The following is a 22,464-nucleotide window of genomic DNA, read 5'->3' on the forward strand; positions in this document are numbered from 1 at the left end:
GGCGCCCGAAACGGACTCGCCGGCACAACGTAGGCCGCACCGCCTGGACGGTACTTTTTTAAGGAAGCCCATTATGGACATCGGACAATACCAGCCGGAACTCGACGGTGAAGGCCTTCGCGTGGGCATCGTGCAGTCGCGTTTCAACGACGCCGTGTGCACGGCATTGCGTGACGCCGCTGTCGCCGAACTCGACCGCTTGGGTGTCGACGGCGACGACGTGTTGCTCGTGACGGTGCCCGGCGCGCTGGAAATCCCGCTGGCATTGCAGAAGATGGCCGAAAGCGGTCAGTTCGACGCACTTATCGCGCTGGGCGCGGTGATTCGCGGCGAAACGTACCACTTCGAGCTGGTCTCGAACGAAAGCGGTGCCGGCATTACGCGCATCGGCCTCGATTTCGGTATCCCCATCGCGAACGCGGTGCTGACGACCGAAAACGACGAACAGGCCGAAGTGCGCGCCGCCGAAAAGGGTCGCGACGCGGCCCGCGTGGCGGTGGAAATGGCCAATTTGCTCGAAGCCCTTGATGCACTGAACGGCGACGACGATGCGGATGAAGACGAAGACGAAGAAGAGGAAGATCGGTAATGAAGAGTGCTCGCCGCCGCGCGCGCGAATTTGCGTTGCAAGGCATGTATCAATGGCTGATTTCGCGCGGTCACGCAAGTGAGATCGATGCTCACCTGCGCTCCACTCCCGGCTATGACAAAGCAGACCACGCCCTGCTGGAAGCTGTGCTGTACGGCAGCATCCGCGAGGCAGATGCCTTGTCGCAACAACTCCAGCCCTATCTGGACCGACCGGCAGCGCAACTCTCGCCCATTGAACACGCTGCGCTCATCACCGGTGCGTACGAACTGATTCATCTTCAGGACGTTCCGTACCGTGTCGTGATTAACGAGGCAGTCGAAGTCGTCAAGACCTTCGGCGGCCCGGACGGTCACCGCTTCGTGAACGGCGTGCTCGACAAGTTCGCGGCCGAAGTACGCCCGGACGAAGTCGCCGCCAATCGCAACGGCGGCCGCGGCAAGAGCGCCTGATGTTTCAGGGCTTTGCCGGCGACGAACCTCGCCGGTAAAGCCCTGCCCGCATTCCCCCGCCACCACTCCCCTCCCCCCGCCCGCCGCTATGGACCGCACGCCCGACCTCGCCCCCGCGCTGACACTGGCTCAACGTGTCGACGACATCGCACCGTTCCATGTCATGGAGCTTGCCAAGCAAGCGGCCCTGCGCGAGAAAGCTGGTCACGACGTGATTCATATGGGCATCGGCGAGCCCGACTTCACCGCCCCCGAGCAAGTTATCGAGGCAGCGGCGAAAGCGATGCGCGACGGCCGCACCCAATACACCAGTGCAATGGGCTTGCCTGCGCTGCGCGAGGCGATCGCCGACTACTACCGTAGTTACTACGGGGTGGACGTGGATCCGTCGCGCATCGTGGTGACGGCTGGCGCTTCTGCCGCACTCGTGCTCGCTTGTGCTGCGTTGGTGGGTGTGGGCGACGAGGTGTTGATGCCGGATCCGTGTTATCCGTGCAATCGCCATTTCGTCTCGACGTTCGACGGCAAGCCGGTGCTGATTCCGTCCGGCCCTGCCGAGCGGTTTCAGTTGACCGCCGAGCGGATCGAATCGCATTGGGGTCCGGCCACGCGCGGGGTGCTGCTCGCCTCGCCGTCGAACCCGACCGGCACGTCCATCGAAGCCGCCGAGCTGGGGCGCATCGTCAAGACGGTGCGCGCACGAGGTGGCTTCACGCTGGTCGACGAGATTTATCAGGGGCTGAGCTACGACGGCAAACCGACGACGGCACTCAGCTTCGGCGACGATGTGCTGGTGGTGAGCAGCTTCTCCAAGTACTTCAACATGACGGGATGGCGTCTGGGGTGGCTGGTGGTGCCGCCCTCGCTGGTGCCCACGTTCGAGAAACTCTCGCAGAATCTTTTCATCTGCCCGTCTGCGGTCGCACAACATGCGGCAGTCGCCTGCTTCCGCCCCGACACGCTGGCGATTTACGAAGCGCGCAAGGATGCCTTCCGGAGTCGCCGCGATTACGTGGTGCCGGCGCTTGAGCGTCTTGGCTTCAAGGTACCTGTCATGCCGGACGGTGCGTTCTATGTCTACGCCGATGGTTCGGGGGTTCAGCACCCGGATGCAGGCGACAGCGATCGGTTGACGCAAGCGCTGCTGCAACAGGCGGATGTCGTTCTGGTACCGGGACTGGACTTCGGTTTTGCCGAACCGCGCAAGTACATCCGGCTGTCGTACGCCACGTCGCTCGACAAGCTGCGTGAAGCGATGGGGCGCATCGAGCGCGTCTTCACTGGCGGTTGATTGACCCACCGACTACCGAATCGCCGCAAAGCGGCCAGCGGCAGAAAACAAAAAACCCATCGAATCGCTTCGATGGGTTTTTTGTTGGTCCGCGCATCCCTTCTATATATATAGGGCTGTGCGTCTCAAAAAAGAACGCACCCGGTCGGGGTGCGTCTTTCTCTTACTGGCTCAATCGCTCGATCACGCTGCCGTGCTGTCGTCAGCTTCGAGCGGCTTGGCTGCTGCGGCTGCCTTGCCCGTCGGCGTTGCCGTCGCGCTCGGTGCCGGGGCCGACTCTGCCGCCGAATCATCCGCCTTGCCTGCCGAGACCGGCTTGCTGACCGGCTTGGCCGAGCTGACGATCACCGGCGCTTGCGGCGCGTTCGGCGAGATCTTACGGCCCATGGCCACACCACGCAGACGATCACGTTCGGCCAGTACCTTCGCACCGTAGCCGCCGTCGCCCGCGCTGGTCGAGCCGACATACAGGCGCAGACCACCGGAGAGCGAACCGCCACGTGCGATGCATTCCTTCAGAATCAACGCACCGACCTTGATGTTGGCCAGCGGGTGCAGCGCAGCTTCCGGACCGCCGAAGTATTCCAGCTTGTCCTGATGCACCTTCGACATGACCTGCATGAGGCCCTGTGCGCCAACGGTGCTTTCTGCATACGGGTTGAAACCCGACTCGATGGCCATGACCGCGAGCAACAGCAGCGGGTCGAGGCCCACTTCCTTGCCCGTCGTGTAGGCGGCGCGCACGAGATTACCCGTTACGTCACCGGCCACGCGATAACGGCGTGCCAGATAATCGGCCACGGCGACTTGTTCGCGCGTGTCGAGCGCCTTACCGGCACGGGCATCGGCAGCCACGCGCTGGTTCGGAATATAAGCGGCCAGCACTGCGGCCGACGGCACGTGTTGTGCGGCTTGCGCCATCATCGTGGCGTCGGACGGTGTGCCCTGCGCCACAGTGCTGCCGTTAGCAGCACCACGGTTGGCCGCGTTGGCCGAACCGGTCGCTGCTTCTATCAGCGGACTGACACGCGACGCCAGATCGGCGCGCCATGTCGGTCGGGCCCACAACGCGAGCGTGCCGACCACGGCGACCAGGCCGACTGCGCTGGACGTATACAGTCCAACACGGCCACCGTGCCATGCGAGGCGACGCCAATCGCGGCGAGCCGCGGCTACCGTTGCCACGCCACGCGCTTGCAGCGCACGGACAGCGGCCAGTAGCCAGGGTGATAAACCAGACTTCTTCATACTACGTACTCCGGTTACGCCGTCACCACGGGTTGGTCCCGCGGCGTAAGGAAACGAGCCGGTATGCCCGCCAGGCATCCCGTTAAGTGCTCATTTACGGCATAGGGAAAAAGGCGGTGCATCGTGTTTGTCATCAACGATGCCACTACCGCCGCAGCGCGCCGATCTGTTCAGATCTTTGGCGCTGACGAGCTATCGCTCGCGCTGCTTCCTAAAACACTGGTTTCCCGACCTCGGTGAGAAAACCAGCCACTGAAAATCCACGTCGATGTTGTAGTTGTCGCTAAGCTCGATCGGGTTGGCCTACCCGTCATCGAAGCCGCCTTTCTGGATTCAACGGGCGGATTGTAGCAGCGATATATAATCCGTCAATACTATTAATCACAAAAATCATTACCAAAAGTAATTTGTAACAGGTGTTTTGCCGTGCCGTTTCAGGCCGTCGACCGGTAAAATGGCCCGCACTACCCTGCGTTTACGGGGCAAAACCGCACCCATTTACGAATTCGAACGGTCGTTTTCAGCGCCTGTATGAATTCCGTAAAAATTTTTTGGTAACCGTTTGTTTCATGAAATATCTCGATCTTCGTGACTTCACCACGCAACTGGAGCGATCCGGGCAGCTTCGTCGTGTAGACGTGCCTGTCTCGCCGGTGCTGGAGATGACGGCGCTAGCCGATCGCGTGCTCAAAGCGGGTGGCCCTGCCCTCTGGTTCGAGCGGCCGACCGGTTACGACATGCCCGTGCTCGCCAACTTGTTTGGCACCCCTGAACGAGTGGCGCTCGGCATGGGCGTCGAAAATGGGGATAACGCACTGGGCTCGCTGCGCGAACTCGGTCAGCTTCTCTCGACACTCAAGGAACCCGAACCACCTCGTGGCCTGAAAGATGCGGGCAAATTGCTCAGCATGGCCAAGGCGGTTTGGGACATGGCACCGAAAGAAGTCAGCAGCCCGGTATGCCAGGAGATCGTTTGGGAAGGGGACGACGTGGATCTGGCGCGCCTGCCGATCCAGACTTGCTGGCCCGGCGACGCCGCTCCGCTAATTACATGGGGCCTTGTCATTACCAAAGGCCCGCATCGCAAGCGCCAGAATCTGGGCATCTATCGCCAGCAGGTCATCGGCCGCAATCAGGTCATCATGCGGTGGCTCGCCCACCGGGGCGGCGCGCTCGACTTCCGTGAGTTTGCCCAAGCGAACCCCGGCAAGCCGTTCCCGATCGCGGTGGCGCTCGGCGCCGACCCGGCCACCATGCTTGGCGCAGTTACGCCCGTGCCCGACACGCTCTCCGAGTATCAATTCGCCGGACTGCTGCGCGGCAGCCGCACCGAACTCGGCAAGTGTCTGACACCGGGTCTCGAGTCGTTGCGTGTCCCCGCCCGTGCCGAAATCGTGCTCGAAGGCTTCATTTATCCGTCCGACCAGCCGCCCGAAGTGCCGAACGGCGCACCGCCGCCGCCCTCGCGCGGCGCGACCGCCGGTTATGCGCACGCGCTCGAAGGCCCGTATGGCGACCACACCGGCTATTACAACGAGCAGGAGTGGTTTCCGGTGTTCACCATCGAGCGCATCACGATGCGCCGCAACGCCGTCTACCACTCGACTTACACCGGCAAACCGCCCGACGAACCGGCCGTGCTGGGCGTGGCGCTGAATGAAGTGTTCGTGCCGCTGCTGCAAAAGCAATTCCCGGAGATCACCGACTTCTACCTGCCGCCGGAGGGTTGCAGCTACCGCATGGCCATCGTGCAGATGAAGAAGGCTTACGCGGGGCACGCCAAGCGGGTGATGTTCGGGGTGTGGAGCTTCCTGCGCCAGTTCATGTATACGAAGTTCATCGTCGTGGTCGACGAAGACGTCGATATCCGTGACTGGAAGGAAGTGATCTGGGCGATCACCACCCGCGTCGACCCGACGCGCGACACCACGCTCGTGGATCAGACGCCTATCGACTATCTCGACTTCGCCTCGCCGGTGGCAGGGCTGGGCTCCAAGATGGGCATCGACGCGACAAATAAGTGGCCGGGGGAAACTTCGCGCGAATGGGGACGTCCCATCGAAATGACCGCAGAAGTCGACGCTCGCATGGCCACTCTATATAGAGACCTCGGCCTGTAATCGCCACTGCCCCTGTTGTCACTCGCGCCGTCACAAAGCGCGAGTGACATTAGAGTAAGCTGGCACCCAGCGTTACCGACCTACGTAGCCCACCCCGTGGCGCCTACGTGGCAACGACGTAATACCGACGCCCTACGCGTCGACCACGCACCGACAAGCCGTATCCGTTTCCGTCCCCCCGCGTAGCGCGCCCCCCCCCTGGCGCTATCGGGTCATCGAGAGGAGAGCTATCGTGTCGCAAGCCTCGCATTCCCAGTCGAAGGGCCACGCCGCCCATCTGTCCCACCCGGCACTTAGCCGCCTGAAAGACCCCAGCCTGCTCAAATCCGACGCCTATATCGATGGCGCATGGACGCCCGCCGACTCCCACGCCACCTTTGCCGTCGCCGATCCGGCGACCGATGTCGACATTGCCCATGTGGCCGATCTCGGCGCGAAGGAAACCGAGCGCGCACTCGTCGCTGCCGAAACCGCCCTGCCCGATTGGCGTGCCAAAACCGGCAAAGAGCGTTCGCGCATCATGCGCCGCTGGTTCGATCTGATCATGCAGGCACAGGACGATCTCGGCGCGATCATGACCGCCGAACAAGGCAAGCCGCTGGCCGAAGCCAAGGGCGAAGTCGCCTATGGCGCCTCGTTCATCGAGTGGTTCGCCGAAGAAGCCAAGCGCGTGAACGGCGACGTACTCGCCTCGCCCGAAGGCGGCAAACGCATGTTCGTCATCAAGCAGCCCATCGGGGTCTGCGTGTCGATCACGCCTTGGAACTTCCCCATCGCGATGATCACGCGCAAGATCGCGCCCGCTATTGCCGCCGGCTGCACCATCGTGGTCAAGCCCGCTCGGCTCACCCCGCTCTCGGCACTAGCACTGGCTGAATTGTCCGAACGGGCGGGTCTGCCCAAGGGCGTATTCAATATCGTGACGTCCAAACACTCGGGCGACGTCGGTGATGTCCTCACCGCCAGTCCTCGGGTGCGTCACCTGTCGTTCACCGGGTCCACCCCGGTCGGCGCCAAGCTAATGGAACAGTGCGCCCCCACCATCAAGAAGGTAGCGCTCGAACTCGGCGGTCTCGCCCCGTTCCTCGTCTTCGACGATGCCGACGTGGATGCCGCCGTTGAAGGCTGCATTGCCTCCAAATTCCGCAATGCGGGTCAGACGTGTGTCTGCGCGAACCGCATTTACGCGCAGGACGCCGTCTACGACACCTTCGTAGAAAAGCTCACCGCCGCCGTAGGCAAACTGCGCGTGGGTAACGGCTTCGAACCGGGCGTGGCCATCGGCCCGCTGATCGAAGACGCGGCAGTGAAAAAGGTCGAACGCCACGTTGAAGATGCTGTGAGCAAGGGTGGACGGATCACCGTCGGTGGCAAAGTGGTGCACGGCCGCTTCTTTGCGCCGACGGTCATTGCCGACGCCAGCGCCGACATGCTCGTCGCGCAAGAGGAGACCTTCGGCCCGCTGGCGCCCGTCTTCCGGTTCAAAGACGAAGCGGACGGCATCCGGCTGGCCAACGCCTCCGACTTCGGACTGGCGTCGTACTTCTTCGCTCGCGACGTCGCTCGCGTCTGGCGAGTGGCCGAAGCCCTCGAAGCCGGCATGGTCGGCATCAACACCGGACTGATCTCGAACGAAGTCGCCCCGTTCGGTGGCGTCAAACAGTCCGGACTGGGCCGCGAGGGCTCGAAATACGGCATCGATGAGTACCTTGAAATGAAGTATCTCTGCCTCGCCGCCACCTAAGCCAATTCACCCCCGAATCCGACCCCGAATCCGACCCTTTAATAATCTGTAATACGCACTGTCCCGCTCTGAGAACCGCGTCATCGCTGGCTTGCACGCATTTTCGCGCAATATCGTGCATCGGACGGCAATGTCCAAAGTGTTACAAAGTCCCACAGAGTGGGACGGGCTCGGGTAGAATCGCGCTTTTTTTCGCGAAACCGCGACTCCGACCCCAATTGTCCGCCCTCGCGTAGCGCGTCACGCCGCCCTCATCGGCCCCCGCGCGTTATTCCCCCCGGGCGTGGAGAAGACATCGAATGGATAACAACCCATCCCTCATGCGCAACATCGGGCCGTTCGCCCTGATGTTGACGGGTCTTGGCTCGATCATCGGCTCCGGCTGGTTGTTCGGTGCCTGGAAAGCGGCAAAGATCGCTGGCCCGGCGGCTCTGCTGGCGTGGATCATCGGCGCCGTCGTCATTCTGGCCATTGCATTGACCTACGCCGAACTCGGCGCCATGTTCCCCGAGTCGGGCGGCATGGTGCGTTACTCGCGTTATTCGCACGGTAGTCTCGTCGGCTTTATCGCTGCGTGGGCCAACTGGATCGCCATCGTCTCGGTCATTCCGATTGAAGCCGAGGCTTCGATCCAATATATGAGCACGTGGCCGTACGACTGGGCCCACCAGTTGTTCGTCGACGGCACGCTCACCACCAGCGGCCTGCTGCTCTCGGCCCTGCTCGTGATCGTGTACTTCATGCTGAACTACTGGGGCGTGAAGCTTTTCGCGCGCGCCAACACGGCTATCACGCTGTTCAAGTTCGCGATCCCGGCGCTGACCATCGCCGGGCTGATCGTCGCCGGTTTTCATCCGGGCAACTTCACGCTCGCCGAACATGGCGGCTTCGCGCCGAACGGCATGTCCGCCGTCCTGACCGCAGTGGCCACCTCGGGCATCGTGTTCGCGTTCAACGGGTTCCAAAGCCCAGTGAATCTGGCCGGTGAAGCGCGCGACCCGGGCCGCAGCATCCCGTTCGCCGTGGTCGGCTCGATCCTGCTCGCCACCGTCATCTACTTGCTGCTGCAAGTCGCTTACATCGGCGCCCTCACGCCCGAGCACCTCAAGGGTGGCTGGCAGATGGTGAGCTTCAGCTCGCCGTTCGCCGAACTGGCGATTGCCCTCGGCCTGAACTGGCTGGCGATCGTGCTCTACTTCGACGCGTTCCTGAGCCCGAGCGGCACCGGCACCACGTACATGGCAACGACCAGCCGCATGATTTATGCGATGGAGCGCAACCGCACGATGCCCGCAATCTTCGGCCGCGTGCATCCGCTCTATGGCGTGCCGCGTCCGGCGATGTGGTTCAACCTCGCCATCTCGTTCGTGTTCATGTTCTTCTTCCGCGGCTGGGACTCGCTCGCCGCCGTGATTTCGGTCGCTACCGTCATCTCGTACCTGACGGGCCCGATCAGCGTAATGGCGCTGCGTCATGCCGCACCGGACCTGCATCGTCCGCTGCGTCTGCCGGGGCTGTCGATCATCGCGCCGTTCGCCTTCGTGTGCGCTTCGCTGATTCTGTACTGGGCCCGTTGGCCGTTGACCGGCCAGATCATCGTGCTGGTCGTCGTCGCGCTGCCCGTGTACTTCTACTATCAGGCGAAAGACAAGTGGAAGGGCTTCGGGCACGACCTCAAGGCGTCATGGTGGCTCATCGGTTATCTGCCGGTCATGGCACTGCTCTCGTACATCGGCAGTAAAGAATTCGGTGGCCTCGGCGTGCTGCCGTACGGCTGGGACATGGTCATCGTCGGCGTGTTCTCGCTCGCGTTCTATCACTGGGGCGTGCGTGCCGGTTGGCGCACCCCGTATCTGGAAGAAGAGCGCGAACAAGATGCCGCGAGCATGGATGGCATGCCTGCGCTCTCGCACTAAAGCCGTGAGGCAAACGATCTAAACGATCCGCACCGCAACGAAAAAGCCCGCCAACCGGCGGGCTTTTTTTGTCCAGTGCGTTCACCGATGTGCGCGTCTGCGCTCAATAAACAGGCTATTGCCGAGCGCACGCTTGGCCATCTTCTTGGCATCGGCGGCGGCGGCGGAGACTTCCACGTGCGACGGAAAACTCTCGGGCGTCACCGCCACCACCCCGATCGACAAACTCGTGATCGGATGAAAAATCACCATGCCGCGCCGGTCCTCCGCTTCGAAGCCGCCCGCAGCAATCTGATCCGGGTGGAAATACTCCGAGACGGCTTCACCGAAGCGCGTCAGCGCTTCTCGGCAACGCGCTTCCCAATCAGGGCTGCGGAACAGAATCAGAAAATCGTCGCCGCCGATATGCCCGAGAAAATCGCGCTCGGGGTTACGCACCGCCATCAACACGCGCGCCACCAACTGGATCAGATCGTCGCCACGCCGATAGCCGAACACATCGTTGAACGGCTTGAAGTTATCCAGATCGACGTAGCACGCATGAAACGACTGGCGCTCACCGATCATGCGATCCATATAGTCGTCGATGGGCACGTTGCCCGGCAGCAGCGTCAGCGGATTGGCGTAACGTGCCGCATCGAGTTGCATGTCGGTGATATGGCGCATGAGTGCATGCCCCTGCGCGACACCGAAGTAGCGCCCTTGATCGGTCACGATGAAGCCCGCCGTGATCTGACGACTGGCCCCTTCGGCAATCATGCGGCTCAAATCTTCCACGCGCGCCGCTTTGTCGAACGTGAGCGGACGCGGTTCCATCACCGCCGAACACGGCTTACGGCCATACAACTCGCGGGTGAACGGTCGCGCAAACCGGCCAATCAACGACGCCCGCCCAATCAACCCAACCGCTCGATCGCGCTCCACCACCGGCAGCACTTCCAATGCCGGATCGCTCTCGAAGCGCGCCACGACATCTTCACTGCGCGTGTCCGGCGAGACAGGTGCCACGTAGGAAGCAATGCGCTCCAGCGTGACATTGCCCGCACCGAGTTGACTCGGCTGCTGATGCACATACGCGCGGCGCTCGTTCACGACGTCTTGCACATTCGTCGTGATGGCGCGCTGCGGCTGCGCTTCGGGACGCGCAATGAAATAACCTTGCCCGAGGAAGATCCCGAGATCGCGCACCACCTGAAGCTCTTCGGCGTGTTCGATACCTTCGGCAATCACGCGCGTGCCGCTCGTCTCGGCAATCTGGCGCATCGAGCGCACGAACTGAAGCTTGACCGTATCGCTATCGATGCCATCGACGAAATGCCGGTCGATCTTGACGTAATCGGGGCGCAGCTCCGACCACAATCGCAAGCTGGCATAGCCCTCGCCCATATCGTCGAGTGCCACTTCGAAGCCCAGCGCCCGGTACGCGGCGAGCGAAGCGCGCGTACTTGCAATATCGAGTGTGGGCGCGTGTTCGGTGAGTTCGAGCACGACGCGCTCGGGAGGTAGATGAAACGATTGCAGCATCGCAAACGTTTCGTCGAGGCCGAGCGATTCGACCACACCGCCGCCGGGTTGCGCGCGCGTGACCGGGCCAATGTTCAGGAACAGGCGCTCGGGCAAGTCTTGATCGACGAAGCCGCGCAGCACCGTGCGACGGCACGCCAACTCTAGCGGGCCGCTCAACCCATGGCGGCGCGCTGCGGCAAACAGCGCCAGCGGTGAATGAATCGACGTGCCCGCCGGGCCGCGCACCAGCCCTTCGTAACCGGCGACGCTCGACGTGCGGAAGTCGAGAATCGGCTGAAACACGCAAGTGAGCCCGATACCCTCGCACAGTTGCGCGAGCATCACGCCTTCGTCGGGCTCATCGTAGGTGGAGAGTGAGGCCAGCGCCGCCGCAGCTGCGGAAACGCCAACGGGAGAGGCATCGAGCGATGTCGCGGACGCACTGAGGCGCTCCGACGGACGAATCGCAACAGGCGGGGGACGGTTCAACTGGTACTCCGTAAGTCGGTGCGGTGCGCGAGCGTCATGCCAACAGCATTGCGTCGTGCGGGCATGTCGCATCGTGCGCCCCTGCGCACCGAGGGCGAGACGTTGCGCCATGGCATGCCATGGGCGTTCTCACCCGGTCCCCGTACAACGCTCGCGGTCGCTGCTCTCAGGCCCATGTCCGCGTCTTGTGACGGCGCCCGCAGGCACCCTCTTTTAGTTGTTTAACAGGCTATCCCTGCAATTTGACAAAACCATGACAGTGTCGGAATTGCCACACACGCCGCGGCAGGCGATGCGCCGTCAGCCCATCGCATCGATTGCCTTCGTCCAGACGAAAAAAAACGGCAGCGCGGTGAAGCGCTGCCGTTTCGGGAAATCTCGCTAGCGTTTGCCGCTCGCTCGATGCAACCCGACTTACCAGGCCGTCACAACCGAGCCGCCAAACTTCTGCTCGATGAACGCCTTCACTTCCGGCGAATGGTAGGCCTTGATCAGCTTGGCCACCCACGGCTTGTCCTTGTCGGCGGCGCGCACGACGAGCACGTTCGAGTACGGGCCATTGGCATCTTCGATGGCGATCGCATCACGCTTCGGATTCAAACCGGCTTCCATGGCGAAGTTGGTGTTGATGACAGCCACATCCACGTCGTCAAGCGAGCGCGGCAGTTGGGCGGCATCCAGTTCCACGAACTTCAGCTTCTTCGGGTTCTCGATCACATCGATCGGCGTCGCCTTCAGACCGGCGTCCGGGCGCAGCTTGATGAGGCCGTTCTTTTGCAGCAACAGCAGCGCGCGGCCGCCGTTGGTCGGATCGTTCGGCAGCGACACCTTCGCGCCCGCCTTCAGGTCGGCCAGCGACTTGATCTTCTTCGAATACACGCCCATCGGGAAGATCACCGTCTTGGCGATCGACACGAGCTTGTAGCCGCGGTCCTTCACTTGCGCGTCGAGATACGGCTGGTGCTGGTAGCTGTTCACGTCCAGGTCGCCCGACGACAGGGCGGCGTTCGGCTGCACGTAATCGCTGAACTCGATGACCTTGAGGTTGAGGCCGTCTTTGGCCGCGACCTTCTTCACTTCATCGAAAATCTGCGCGTGCGGTCCGCCCGTCACACCGACCTTCAGGTTGACGGCATCGGCAGCGGCGGCCGGTGCGGCGAATTGCGTGGCGAAAACCGTGGCGGCACCGACACCGGCCAGCAGCTTGAAAAGCGTACGACGTTGCATGAGAAAAACCTCGCGTGTGTGTGTGAGTGCCGGTTCGCCGGCGACGTTTTTATAAATGAAAACCGAACTTACTTATGGCTCAGACGGCGCACCAACCAGTCGCCGAACGTCTGCACCAGTTGCACGAAGACGATCAGGATCAACACCACCGTGATCATCACTTCGGGCAGGAAACGTTGATAGCCGTAGCGAATCCCAAGATCGCCCAGCCCGCCGCCGCCGATGGCACCGGCCATGGCCGAATAACCGACCAGGCTCACGAACGTGATGGTCAGGCCCGCGACGATACCGGGCAGCGCCTCGGGCAACAGCACCTTCATGACGATTTGGCCGGTGGTCGCGCCCATCGATTGCGCGGCCTCGATCAGCCCACGGTCGACTTCACGCAGCGCGGTTTCGACCAGACGCGCGACGAACGGTGCCGCGGCGATGGTCAGCGGCACCACGGCCGCCATCGTGCCGATCGACGAGCCGACGATCAGGCGCGTGAACGGAATCACGGCGACCAGCAAGATGATGAACGGCGTCGAGCGCACGGCGTTGACGATAATGCCGACGATGCGATTGGTCGGCAGGTTTTGCAGCACGCCATTGCGATCGGTCAGGTACAGCAGCACGCCCAGCGGCACGCCGACGACAGCCCCGATCAGGCCCGAGATGCCGACCATGATGATCGTTTCCCAGAACGACGAGACAAACAGGTCGAACATTTCACTCCACATGGCTCATCTCCTCGACAACGACGCCTTGACTGGCGAGGAACGCCATGGCTTCGGCCACACGGGCCGGGGTGCCGCCCGCCATCACGGCGAGCGATCCAAATGCTTGCCCTTGGATCTCGTCGATCTGGCCATGCAGGATATTGAAATCGAGCTCGTAGCGGCGAATCGCTTCCGAGAGCAGCGGCTGATCGACGCCTGCCCCCGAGAATGCGAGCCGGTACAAATGATCGTGCCCATTGCCGATACGCGATGCGATACGCTCGCGCACGCCGGGCGGCAATTCCTGCGCAATGACATCGCCGATCATGGCGCGCGTCACTTCATGACGCGGGCGCAGGAACACATCGATCACGCGGCCCTGTTCGACCACACGACCGGCGTCGAGCACGGCCACGCGGTCGCACACCTGCTTGATCACTTCCATCTGGTGGGTGATCAGCACGATGGTCAGGCCGAGTTCGCGGTTAATACGCTTGAGCAACTCGAGAATCGAGCGCGTGGTTTCCGGATCGAGGGCCGAGGTGGCTTCGTCGGAGAGCAGCACTTGCGGCTCGCTGGCGAGCGCACGGGCAATGCCCACGCGCTGCTTCTGGCCACCGGAAATCTGCGCGGGATAGCGATCCTTCTGCGCGGTCAGGCCCACGAGTTCGAGCAGCGGCAGCACCTTCGCGCGAATTTCCGCCGCGGGCAGGCCCGCCAGCTCCAGCGGCAGCGCGACGTTGTCGTACACCGTGCGCGAGCTGAGCAAATTGAAATGCTGGAAGATCATGCCGATGCGGCGGCGTGCCTTACGCAGTTCATCGGACGACAAGGCCGTCAGATCCTGCCCTTCGACACGAACGCTGCCGTCGCTCGGACGGTTGAGCAGGTTAATCACACGCACGAGCGTGCTCTTGCCGGCGCCGCTTCGGCCGATGATGCCGAAAACTTCGCCGCGCTCGATCGACAGGCTGATATTGGAGAGCGCGTCGATCGGCCCCTTGGGCCCAGCGAAGCGCTGGGTAATGTTCTGGAGTTCGATCATGCAAAAAAATAGCAGCTCACTGCCAAAACCTCTCGCAGTGCGCCGCCGTTGACCCGGTATTTAGCGCAAAGGCGATATTTTAGCCCATGCATCTAAATAGTTGAAAATAATAAAATTTGATCCCTTTATATGGGAAATCGACAGAAGCTTTAGGAAATTACGTCGCGGACGCCTGACGTCCCGTCGCGAAATCGTCTAGCACCTCGATCACGCGGTCGAATTCGAGCGATTTATCGAAGAAATACTGCACACCGAGCTGCTGGCACCGCTTGCGGTAGGTGGCCAGTGCGTAATTGGTAAGCACGATCGCCATCAGATGCGGCAGAAGGCCGGCGTCGTGCAGGTAGGACAGCACATCCATCCCCGAGCCGCGCCGCAGTTGGATATCGACGATCACTGCGTCGAAAGAATCCTCCTTAAGCGTGCGCACCGCGTCGTCGGCGGTTTCCGCGACGCCTGTCACCTCGAGCATCCCGGACGAACCGAGGGCTTCGGACAGGCTCTCGCGAATGACCGCAGAGTCCTCGATCAACAGCACCTTAAGGGGAGAGCGGGACCCCGTGAGCGTTGTCGCCTTCCCGGTTGACATAACTGCCTCTCATCAACTGATCAGACCGTTCTTGAGCGCGTAGAGCGTCAGATCGGCATTGGTTTTCAAATGCATCTTTTCGAGCACGCGCGCGCGATACGTGCTCACGGTTTTCACTGACAAATGCAGTTCCTCCGCGATTTCGGTCGGGGTGCGCCCCTGGGCGAGTTTGCAGAACACCTGAAACTCGCGCTCGGAGAGTTGCTCGTGCATCGGCTCGTCGATGGGCTGGTCGAGCTTCTGCGCGAGCAAATCCGCGGTGACTTCGCTCACATAACGGTGGCCGCGCGCCACCGTGCGAATCGCGCGGATGATCTCCTCGGGGGCGGCATCTTTCATCAGATAGCCATTAGCACCGGCGCGCAGCAGATTCACTGCGTACTGCGCTTCCGGATACGTCGACAAGAACAGCACCCCCTGCTGCGGCCGCAGTTGCTTGATCACGCGCAGGGTGTCGATACCGTTCTTATCAGGCATGGCGATATCCAACAGCACGACATCGAATGCTGTATCGCGCACGGCACGAATCACTTCGTCGCCGCTCGCTGCCTCGCCCAACACTTCCATGTCCGACTCGTCCGCGATGAATTGCTTGAAGCCGGTGCGAACGATGGCGTGGTCGTCGGCAATCAGAATTTTTATTGTCAGTGACATCTAAGCTCCAGAGACTGTCCCCATCGGTCCGGTCGCTACCCTTCGGTGCGTTCGCCATGACCTTCACTCCCGGTCGAGCAAGTCGCGCATATCGTCGGCATGCTCTTCTTCAACGGCCAGAATTTCCTCGAGCATACGACGCGTCGTGGTATCCCGGTCGCCCAAATAATGAATCATCTCGCGGTAACTCTCAATCGCGATCCGTTCTGCGACGAGATTCTCACGAATCATCTCGCGCAGGCTGCTGCCCGTGACATATTCCGCGTGGCTGCGCGCAGAAAGACTGTCCGGGGCAAAATCCGGCTCGCCGCCCAGCTGCACGATACGCGTCGCGATGCGGTCTGCGTGATCCTGCTCCTGGGCCGCATGCTCGGCAAATTCTGCGGCGACCGGCTCGGCGTGAATGCCGGTGGCCATGAAATGGTGGCGCTTGTAGCGCAGCACGCACACCAGCTCAGTGGCGAGCGCATCGTTGAGCATCTGCACGACCGCGTCGCGATCGGCACGATAGTCTTCCGTCACGGCGCCGTCGTCGAGGTGTTCACGGGCACGCTCGCGCAAGGCACGGACATCGATCTCGAAATCCTCACCGGCATGAGCGCTATGACCGTTGCCTTTCATCGCGTGCTTGCCCGAAGTCTTGGCGTGTTGCTTGGCGTGCTTGGCGGTATGCATGAGCGAATTCTCCTGCGGTTGTGTTGTGGGGACGGGGCTGGCCGCGCACGGGGGCCGATGGTGTGAAGCCTATCGATCCCCCGGCACAGGCCGTGCGCAGCTATCGTCGAACCACCCCAAAGAGCAGCGTGACCAAAAAGATCACGAGGAAAATAAAGAACAGAATCTTGGCGATTTCGGCGGCGCCGGCGGCAATACCGGTGAAGCCGAACACCGCGGCGATCAGCGCGATCACGAAAAACACGACGGCGTAGTGAAGCATCGCTAGCTCCTTGCAAAAATGACGGCCCAGACCCGCATTGACAGCATTGGCAACTTATTCCTGGCCACCCGAGCCACCGCGATGGGTGGCTCCGGCAGCACCGTCTAGTCGACGATCTTCTTGGCGACGGTCAGGCCGAGCAGCAGGAAGATCACGAACAGCACCAGGAACAGCACGAAGAGAATCTTGGCGATCCCGGCCGCACCTGCGGCAATCCCTGTGAAGCCCAACAGGCCTGCCACAATCGAGATCAGTGCGAACAACAAAGCCCACTTCAACATAGCGTTCTCCTTGTTTTACCCATCACTTAAAACGTTCGGCGCTGAATGTATGGTAGAAAAACGCCGCGTTCAGGACTGCCCGGGTGGCGCTGGTTTTTGCGTAGGAATTAGCTGACATTTCGCGTTATGGGGCGATTTTCGACTTATGATCGAAGCGCCCCCTACCTTCCATTGGCCCTTCAATGCCCCGTCTGTTCACGTCCTGGTTGCGTCGCCGAAGCTGGATCATCGCCATGATCGCTGCGATCGTCATCACGGTCGGCAGCCTGATCGGGCTGGAATCTGCGCACCGTCGGCTCGCATCCACCTACGAGACGGCACTGCAAGCGATGACCGCCGCCAACGAGCTCAACGAGATCATTGCGCGCACCTCCACCGTCGTGGCCAGCCAACGGGGTTATCTGCTCACCAACAACCCGATCTATCTCGATCCGTATTTGTCGTCCGTGCGCCGCATTCGCGATTTGGCCGCGCTCATCATCCAGCACTATGAAGATGTGAACGACACGTCGGCCGCGCGCGAATTCGCCGACGTCATGACGCTCTTCTCGCAGCGCATCACCGCGATGGAAACCGCGCGATCGGCGCTCAAGCAGGGCGAGATGAATCTCGACGAAGCGCTCACGCCGAACAACCTCGGCTTCGGCACGATGGAACCGGTTCAGAACGCCATCACCGACTTGTACAACCGCGAACTTGCGCGGGCACGCACGGCTCAGGACGACGGACGCTTCGATCAAGCGATCTCGGCCGTGAGTGCGGGTGCACTCTCGGTGCTCACCATCCTGCTGTTCATCTTGCTGTTTCGCACGCTTGGCCGACAGATGCGTCAGGAACAACTCGCACGCGATCAACTGCACGAACAGCAGGCCCACCTCGACCGCCTCGTGCGCGAGCGCACCGAGCAGCTCGACGAGTTGGCAACCCACTTGCAGAACGTGAGCGAAGACGAGAAAACGCGTCTGTCGCGCGAGTTGCACGACGAGCTCGGTGCGATTCTCACCGCGTGCAAGATGGACGTGACGTGGGCGCATCACAAGCTGCGCAACACCGACACCGTGATTGCCGAAAAACTCGCGCGTGCGCAGCGCAATCTCGATTCCGGCATTCAGATCAAGCGTCGCATCATCGAGAATCTGCGCCCCACCGTGCTCATCAACTTCGGTCTGGTGACGGCGTTGCGCTCACTCGCCGAAGAGGCGGCCGATCAACAACATTGGAAGCTCGACCTCGATCTTCCCGAAGAGGACTTCGCCTTGCCGGAAGCCACGGCGATCGCGCTGTTCCGCGTAGCGCAGGAAGCCCTCACGAACGCAGGGAAATACGCGCGCGCGACGACCGTGCGCGTGGCGCTCGCCTACGACGACCAGCGCGTGCGCCTCGAAGTCATCGACAACGGTATCGGCCTCACCCCCGACCAATTCAACAAACCCAAGACACACGGGTTGTTCGGCATGCGTCAGCGTGTCTCGGCCCGAGGTGGACGCATCGACATCCATTCGTTGCCTGCGCGCATTGGTACCGAGATTCAAGTGGTCATGCCGTTGTGCCCGCCGGCCGACGTGCTCGACATCACCGATCCTGCCGTGCCCGCCGGCCCCACCGACGCCACGAATCCCACAAATCCCGCCACTCCCGCAAAGCAGCCCCCCGCGTCCGAATCGTCCAGCGACCGGACCGACAACACCCCGCCCGCCCCCGTGGGAATGCGCTGACAGCGCTACCCGACTCCGCCTACAGCGCGACGCAAGACCCGCTGACAGCGCGAACGATTGGCACTCCCTACCATGGAATCACCCGCCGCCACACCGGGCGGCAACCGCGGTCATTGCTTCAGTGCAATGGCATGCGGCATCGAACCGGGCGACCGGAACGATGCTAACGCTGCGGTCAGTACCACGGAGTACCCCCATCTCAACCCAGAAGGAGTTGTCATGAATTCGGATCAGATCAAGGGCAAGTGGAACCAACTGAAGGGCGAAGCCAAGAAGCAGTGGGGCAAGGTCACCGACGACGACCTGCTCAAAATTGAAGGCAACCGCGACAAGTTCGTGGGTGTGATTCAAGAGCGCTACGGCAAGGAAAAGGCCGACGCCGAGCGCGAAGTCGACACCTGGAACAAGGAACACAAGCTCTGGTAAGCACGCGCTGGTGGCGTCCGCCGGGAGGCGGGCGCGCCGGTCGTGCCGGTCGTGCTGATCGACACCCGAGACTTCACACCGCCTAGCTTGCCTAGGTCAAACCAAGCCGCCGCTATCGCTATCTCTCAAGGAGAACTCAAATGAAACGACTGATCGCTATCGCTCTGCTCTCCGGCTTCGCGCTGGGGCTTGCTGGCTGCAACACCGTCCATGGTGCGGGCACGGACATCGAAAAGGGTGGTGAAGCCATCCAGGGTGCCGCCGACCGCAACAAGTAACCGCAACGACCGACATCCGCTCGTTCACTGGAGGACATAGACATGCAACAACGACTCGCTCTGAACTGGCTGACCTGTGCAATCTTGGCCGCGGGCGCCTTTGGCGCCGCCTCGGCCAACGCCGCCGACGCGGCGGCCAAAGACCGCTACGACGCTTCGCAGAAATCGGCCGAGGCCGACTATAAGGCTGCGCTCGCGCGTTGCGAGGACATGAAGGACAACGCCAAGAAGGTCTGCGTCGAGAACGCCAAGGGTAACGAGAAGGTTGCCAAGGCGAACGCCGAAGCCGACTACGAGAACACGCCGAAGGCCCGCTACGACGCCGCCATTGCCAAGGCCGATGCCGACTACGGCGTCGCCAAGCTGCGCTGCAACGACAACAAGGGCAATGAGAAGGATGTCTGCGTGAAGGACGCCGACGCGGCCAAAACCAAGGCTTATGGCGACGCCAAAGTGATGCGCACGAGCCGCGAATCGTCCAAGGACACGCAGGCCGCCCGTCAGGACGCCAATGCCGACGCGAACAAGGCCCAGTACAAGGCTGCCGTGGAACGCTGCGACAGCATGACCGGCGCCAGCAAGGATGCTTGCGTGGCCGACGCCAAGGTTCGCTTCAATCAATAACAAGATCGTAGACGACAGCAGTACCCCAGCAGTACCCCAGCAGTACCCAACCCGCGGCGGTGCCGCGCCCGGTTTAGCAGGGAGGAGAGGGTGTCCCAGAGCGCGCGCGGTGCCGCACGAAAGTAGCGAGCACAGCACGCCCGGCAGGTGGGGACACCGACGGCAGGCGGATGTCGCGCAAGCGGCATCCGCCGCTGTTTTTGCGCCACAGGCACGCCCGGCCATGTAAATGAATGTAACAAGTGCCCGGCGCCCATCACCGGTTTCTCGCCGCTGCGGCACCGTTTGCCGTCAACCGAAACGAGCGCAAACCGTTGATTCTGAATAGAATGGGGGCCTGATTCACACGTTTGGCGGCCGCTTATCCACGCCCGAACGTTCCCCACACCGTGCAAATGCGCATACTTTGCAACAATTGCGCAGCACTCGCGTTCCGGAACTTCAGTAAAGTTAAGCCAAGGAATCTGACGAACCCAAGGTGCCGGCGGGCACCCGGCGAGTCGGTCGGCATGGTGCCGTCCGGGCGCTGTCATCAGTACGCTGCCAAGTCCGCAGGAGAAATATCATGAAAGCCAAGTTTGCCGCCCTTGCCATCGCAGGAATCGCGCTCGCCGCGGGTGCGATCGGGACTGCGCAGGCACACGTCTCGGTGGGTATCGGCATCGGTGTGCCGCTGGTGGTGCCGGGTCCTGTTTATGCGCCGCCGCCGGTCTATGTGGCCCCGCCCCCGCCCGTGTATGTGGCGCCGGCCCCGGCCTACTACGGCCCGCCGCCGGTCTACGTCGCTCCGGCACCGGTCTACTACGGCCGTCCGTACTATGGCCGCCCGTACGGTCACGGTTACTGGCGTCACGGCCAGTGGTACCGCTATTGATCGATGAACGGGGAGCACGCCGGGCATAGCCCAATCCTCCCCCGCTCAACAGAAAACGCGCCGCTGATGTTGTCATCAGCGGCGCGTTTTTTGTGCCCGCATCGTACGAAATCTCGACCCGCTTAAGCCACTACGCGATACGCAATCCGGAAGCCACCCCAGTGACGGCCATTCACATAGATCGGTGCCGACGCGTCTTTCATCACCACAAACTCGCCGCCCCCCATATCGCGCCGATACGTCTGCAACAGCAGCGGTTTCGTGTTGCGCCCAGCCGCCGCACCAGTGCGGTCGTTGAACAATCGCCGATTACGGCAATGTGCGGCATTCCACACGGGGTCGTTCGTTGGTGACTGCGAGAATTTGCGATTGTGCGTCGGCAGGTAGCCGTTCTCGTCGACCGCCGCACAAAAGGCGATGCGCTCGCTCAGCGAGAGCAACGGCTCTTGAATCGTCGGCAAGGTCTCGTCGGTAAAGCGCGTGAAGCTTGCCATCAGCTGTTGTGGGTTCGATCCCGGAATGGGTTCGTAGCGACGGTCGAAGAGCTCCTGCTCGCTGATCTTGCCCTTGGCGAGCGCCGCCTCGAAGGTCTCGCCGACCTGCTTAGCTGCACGCCGCACCGCGCGAATAAACGGCGTGTCTTCAGTTTCAACATCCGCTTCGGCAATCAGCCCGATCAGATGCTCCGAGACCGACAGCAAACCATTGATCCGCTCGCGCGCGCTTTCGACATGCTCGGCAGAATGCGCGACGCCATCGGCCATTTCATCGACGTGCGCCACCAGCGTGCCACATTCGTTCTCGATGGCTTCGCTCACTTGCGCAATCTGCCCTGCCTGACGGTCGAACGTGTCGAGCGCGGTGCCCGCCGTCTCGATCACGCTGGCGATCGCGCGCGTGCCTTCACGGGCTTCGTTCGCGCGTGCCACGTTCGTGTTGCTCTCACGCATGAGACGTTGCGTGCGCTCGGCGAGCGCTGCCAGCGTTTGTTCGATTTGCTGCGTCGCCTCAGATGTCTTGCTCGCCAGTTGTTTGACTTCGGTGGCTACCACGGCGAAGCTGCGCCCCGCCGCACCGGCCCGCGCCGCTTCAATCGCAGCGTTAAGCGCAAGCAGATTGGTCTGGCGCGCAATGACCGAGATGCCCTCGGCCACCTTGCCCACGTGCTCGAGCGCGTCGCGCAACCCGGCAATTTCACCGGCCATGCCCGACACGCCTTCGACCAATCCGTGAATGGAAGCAAGCGAGGCGTCGGCCGTGCTGCGCGACGCGGCAATCTCGGCACTCGCGCGATCGGCGACGTCGCGCGCCTCGCGCGCGGCCACTGCGATGCGTTGATTTCCCTCGCTGGTATCGGCGGCAGCGCGTTGAAGCTCTTGGAACACCTCGGCCTGCCGCTTGATGCGCACGGCGATCTCGTCGACGTTACCGGCGATATCGCACAGCTCGATGCCGAGGGTGCCGGCACTGTCGGCCACCTCGCTCATGATTGTGACGGTGTGCGCGGCTGCCCCGCGGCGCGTGAATAGCCCCATCGTCGTCTCCTCGCATCTCTGATCTGATTTTTATGGCGAGGGCGCAAGCACGCTGCTTTGCATGCAAAAAAACGCCTGACAGGCGTTCACGCCCAAGCTGATGTGTCGAAAAGTATAACGGGAGAAAAAACGGCCGACTTGAGGGTTTCTTCGCTTTGCGCAAGCGGCATTTCGACACTGTCGCTGCCGGTTTGCAGGCCTGCCCCGCGTGCTTTTCGCACTT

The 22,464-nt window shown here is 62.0% G+C and carries 22 protein-coding genes; 11 read left to right on the forward strand and 11 right to left on the reverse strand.

Going from position 1 to position 22,464, the window contains the following annotated elements:
• Positions 1-73: 73 nt before the first annotated feature.
• The 3 genes from ribH (at position 74) to ACPWR9_RS22525 (ending at position 2,332) form a co-directional block, all read left to right on the forward strand.
• Entirely contained in the window at positions 74-589 is a 516-nt protein-coding gene (gene ribH / locus ACPWR9_RS22515) for a 6,7-dimethyl-8-ribityllumazine synthase (protein ID WP_426300890.1), read from the forward strand.
• Positions 589-1,041: a transcription antitermination factor NusB gene (nusB, locus tag ACPWR9_RS22520; protein ID WP_150681852.1), complete on the forward strand. Its 453-nt coding sequence runs from the start codon at positions 589-591 to the stop codon at positions 1,039-1,041. The genes ribH and nusB overlap by 1 nt, the downstream gene beginning before the upstream one ends.
• An 88-nt stretch (positions 1,042-1,129) precedes the next feature.
• The gene (locus tag ACPWR9_RS22525) at positions 1,130-2,332 is read left to right on the forward strand and encodes a pyridoxal phosphate-dependent aminotransferase (protein ID WP_426300892.1); all 1,203 of its coding nucleotides are present in this window, start codon (positions 1,130-1,132) and stop codon (positions 2,330-2,332) included.
• Between the two features lie 183 nt (positions 2,333-2,515).
• Here ACPWR9_RS22525 and ACPWR9_RS22530 read toward each other — a convergent pair whose 3' ends face one another.
• On the reverse strand, positions 2,516-3,580 hold the full coding sequence (locus tag ACPWR9_RS22530) for a transglycosylase SLT domain-containing protein (protein ID WP_426300894.1): 1,065 nt from the start codon (positions 3,578-3,580) through the stop codon (positions 2,516-2,518).
• A 569-nt stretch (positions 3,581-4,149) separates the two neighbouring features.
• Between ACPWR9_RS22530 and ACPWR9_RS22535 the strand changes: the two genes are divergently transcribed.
• From ACPWR9_RS22535 to ACPWR9_RS22545, 3 genes are all read left to right on the forward strand, one after another.
• Positions 4,150-5,700, forward strand: coding sequence for a UbiD family decarboxylase (locus ACPWR9_RS22535; RefSeq protein ID WP_426300896.1), 1,551 nt, complete (start codon positions 4,150-4,152; stop codon positions 5,698-5,700).
• 232 nt (positions 5,701-5,932) lie between these two features.
• Positions 5,933-7,444, forward strand: coding sequence for an NAD-dependent succinate-semialdehyde dehydrogenase (locus tag ACPWR9_RS22540; protein ID WP_426300898.1), 1,512 nt, complete (start codon positions 5,933-5,935; stop codon positions 7,442-7,444).
• Positions 7,445-7,743: 299 nt separating this feature from the next.
• On the forward strand, positions 7,744-9,360 hold the full coding sequence (locus ACPWR9_RS22545; RefSeq protein ID WP_150681848.1) for an APC family permease: 1,617 nt from the start codon (positions 7,744-7,746) through the stop codon (positions 9,358-9,360).
• An 81-nt stretch (positions 9,361-9,441) separates the two neighbouring features.
• Here the strand turns inward: ACPWR9_RS22545 and ACPWR9_RS22550 are convergent, their stop codons facing one another.
• The 9 genes from ACPWR9_RS22550 to ACPWR9_RS22590 form a co-directional block, all read right to left on the reverse strand.
• Positions 9,442-11,355, reverse strand: coding sequence for a GGDEF domain-containing protein (locus ACPWR9_RS22550; RefSeq protein WP_426300900.1), 1,914 nt, complete (start codon positions 11,353-11,355; stop codon positions 9,442-9,444).
• Positions 11,356-11,769: 414 nt separating this feature from the next.
• Positions 11,770-12,582 (reverse strand): MetQ/NlpA family ABC transporter substrate-binding protein, encoded by an 813-nt coding sequence (locus tag ACPWR9_RS22555; RefSeq protein ID WP_426300902.1) that lies wholly within the window; start codon positions 12,580-12,582, stop codon positions 11,770-11,772.
• A 68-nt stretch (positions 12,583-12,650) separates the two neighbouring features.
• A complete protein-coding gene (locus ACPWR9_RS22560; RefSeq protein WP_150681845.1) occupies positions 12,651-13,304 on the reverse strand; it encodes a methionine ABC transporter permease in 654 nt (217 codons plus the stop codon).
• Positions 13,294-14,328 (reverse strand): methionine ABC transporter ATP-binding protein, encoded by a 1,035-nt coding sequence (locus ACPWR9_RS22565; protein WP_150681844.1) that lies wholly within the window; start codon positions 14,326-14,328, stop codon positions 13,294-13,296. The genes ACPWR9_RS22560 and ACPWR9_RS22565 overlap by 11 nt, the downstream gene beginning before the upstream one ends.
• Positions 14,329-14,485: 157 nt before the next feature.
• Complete coding sequence (locus ACPWR9_RS22570; RefSeq protein ID WP_426300904.1) at positions 14,486-14,917, reverse strand: response regulator; 432 nt, start codon at positions 14,915-14,917, stop codon at positions 14,486-14,488.
• Positions 14,918-14,929: 12 nt separating this feature from the next.
• Positions 14,930-15,571, reverse strand: coding sequence for a response regulator (locus ACPWR9_RS22575; protein ID WP_150681842.1), 642 nt, complete (start codon positions 15,569-15,571; stop codon positions 14,930-14,932).
• 63 nt (positions 15,572-15,634) lie between these two features.
• On the reverse strand, positions 15,635-16,192 hold the full coding sequence (locus tag ACPWR9_RS22580; RefSeq protein WP_426301049.1) for a ferritin-like domain-containing protein: 558 nt from the start codon (positions 16,190-16,192) through the stop codon (positions 15,635-15,637).
• Positions 16,193-16,346: 154 nt separating this feature from the next.
• On the reverse strand, positions 16,347-16,508 hold the full coding sequence (locus ACPWR9_RS22585) for a DUF1328 domain-containing protein (RefSeq protein WP_039374862.1): 162 nt from the start codon (positions 16,506-16,508) through the stop codon (positions 16,347-16,349).
• Between the two features lie 104 nt (positions 16,509-16,612).
• Positions 16,613-16,789, reverse strand: coding sequence for a DUF1328 family protein (locus ACPWR9_RS22590; protein ID WP_042114863.1), 177 nt, complete (start codon positions 16,787-16,789; stop codon positions 16,613-16,615).
• A 233-nt stretch (positions 16,790-17,022) separates the two neighbouring features.
• On the opposite strand from ACPWR9_RS22590, the gene ACPWR9_RS22595 reads away from it, so the two are divergent.
• The 5 genes from ACPWR9_RS22595 (at position 17,023) to ACPWR9_RS22615 (ending at position 20,706) form a co-directional block, all read left to right on the forward strand.
• A complete protein-coding gene (locus ACPWR9_RS22595; protein ID WP_426300906.1) occupies positions 17,023-18,504 on the forward strand; it encodes a CHASE3 domain-containing protein in 1,482 nt (493 codons plus the stop codon).
• Between the two features lie 219 nt (positions 18,505-18,723).
• A complete protein-coding gene (locus ACPWR9_RS22600) occupies positions 18,724-18,930 on the forward strand; it encodes a CsbD family protein (protein WP_426300908.1) in 207 nt (68 codons plus the stop codon).
• A gap of 140 nt (positions 18,931-19,070) precedes the next feature.
• Positions 19,071-19,208 carry an entericidin A/B family lipoprotein gene (locus tag ACPWR9_RS22605; protein ID WP_084656361.1) on the forward strand — a complete coding sequence of 46 codons (138 nt, stop codon included), beginning with the start codon at positions 19,071-19,073 and terminating at the stop codon, positions 19,206-19,208.
• Between the two features lie 42 nt (positions 19,209-19,250).
• Positions 19,251-19,832: a hypothetical protein gene (locus ACPWR9_RS22610; RefSeq protein ID WP_426300910.1), complete on the forward strand. Its 582-nt coding sequence runs from the start codon at positions 19,251-19,253 to the stop codon at positions 19,830-19,832.
• 565 nt (positions 19,833-20,397) lie between these two features.
• Positions 20,398-20,706 carry a hypothetical protein gene (locus tag ACPWR9_RS22615; protein ID WP_426300912.1) on the forward strand — a complete coding sequence of 103 codons (309 nt, stop codon included), beginning with the start codon at positions 20,398-20,400 and terminating at the stop codon, positions 20,704-20,706.
• A 122-nt stretch (positions 20,707-20,828) separates the two neighbouring features.
• Here ACPWR9_RS22615 and ACPWR9_RS22620 read toward each other — a convergent pair whose 3' ends face one another.
• A complete protein-coding gene (locus ACPWR9_RS22620; protein WP_426300914.1) occupies positions 20,829-22,241 on the reverse strand; it encodes a methyl-accepting chemotaxis protein in 1,413 nt (470 codons plus the stop codon).
• Positions 22,242-22,464 lie beyond the last annotated feature (223 nt).

It is taken from the genome of Pandoraea pneumonica, assembly GCF_049918595.1.
GTDB classification, from domain to species: domain Bacteria; phylum Pseudomonadota; class Gammaproteobacteria; order Burkholderiales; family Burkholderiaceae; genus Pandoraea; species Pandoraea pneumonica_A.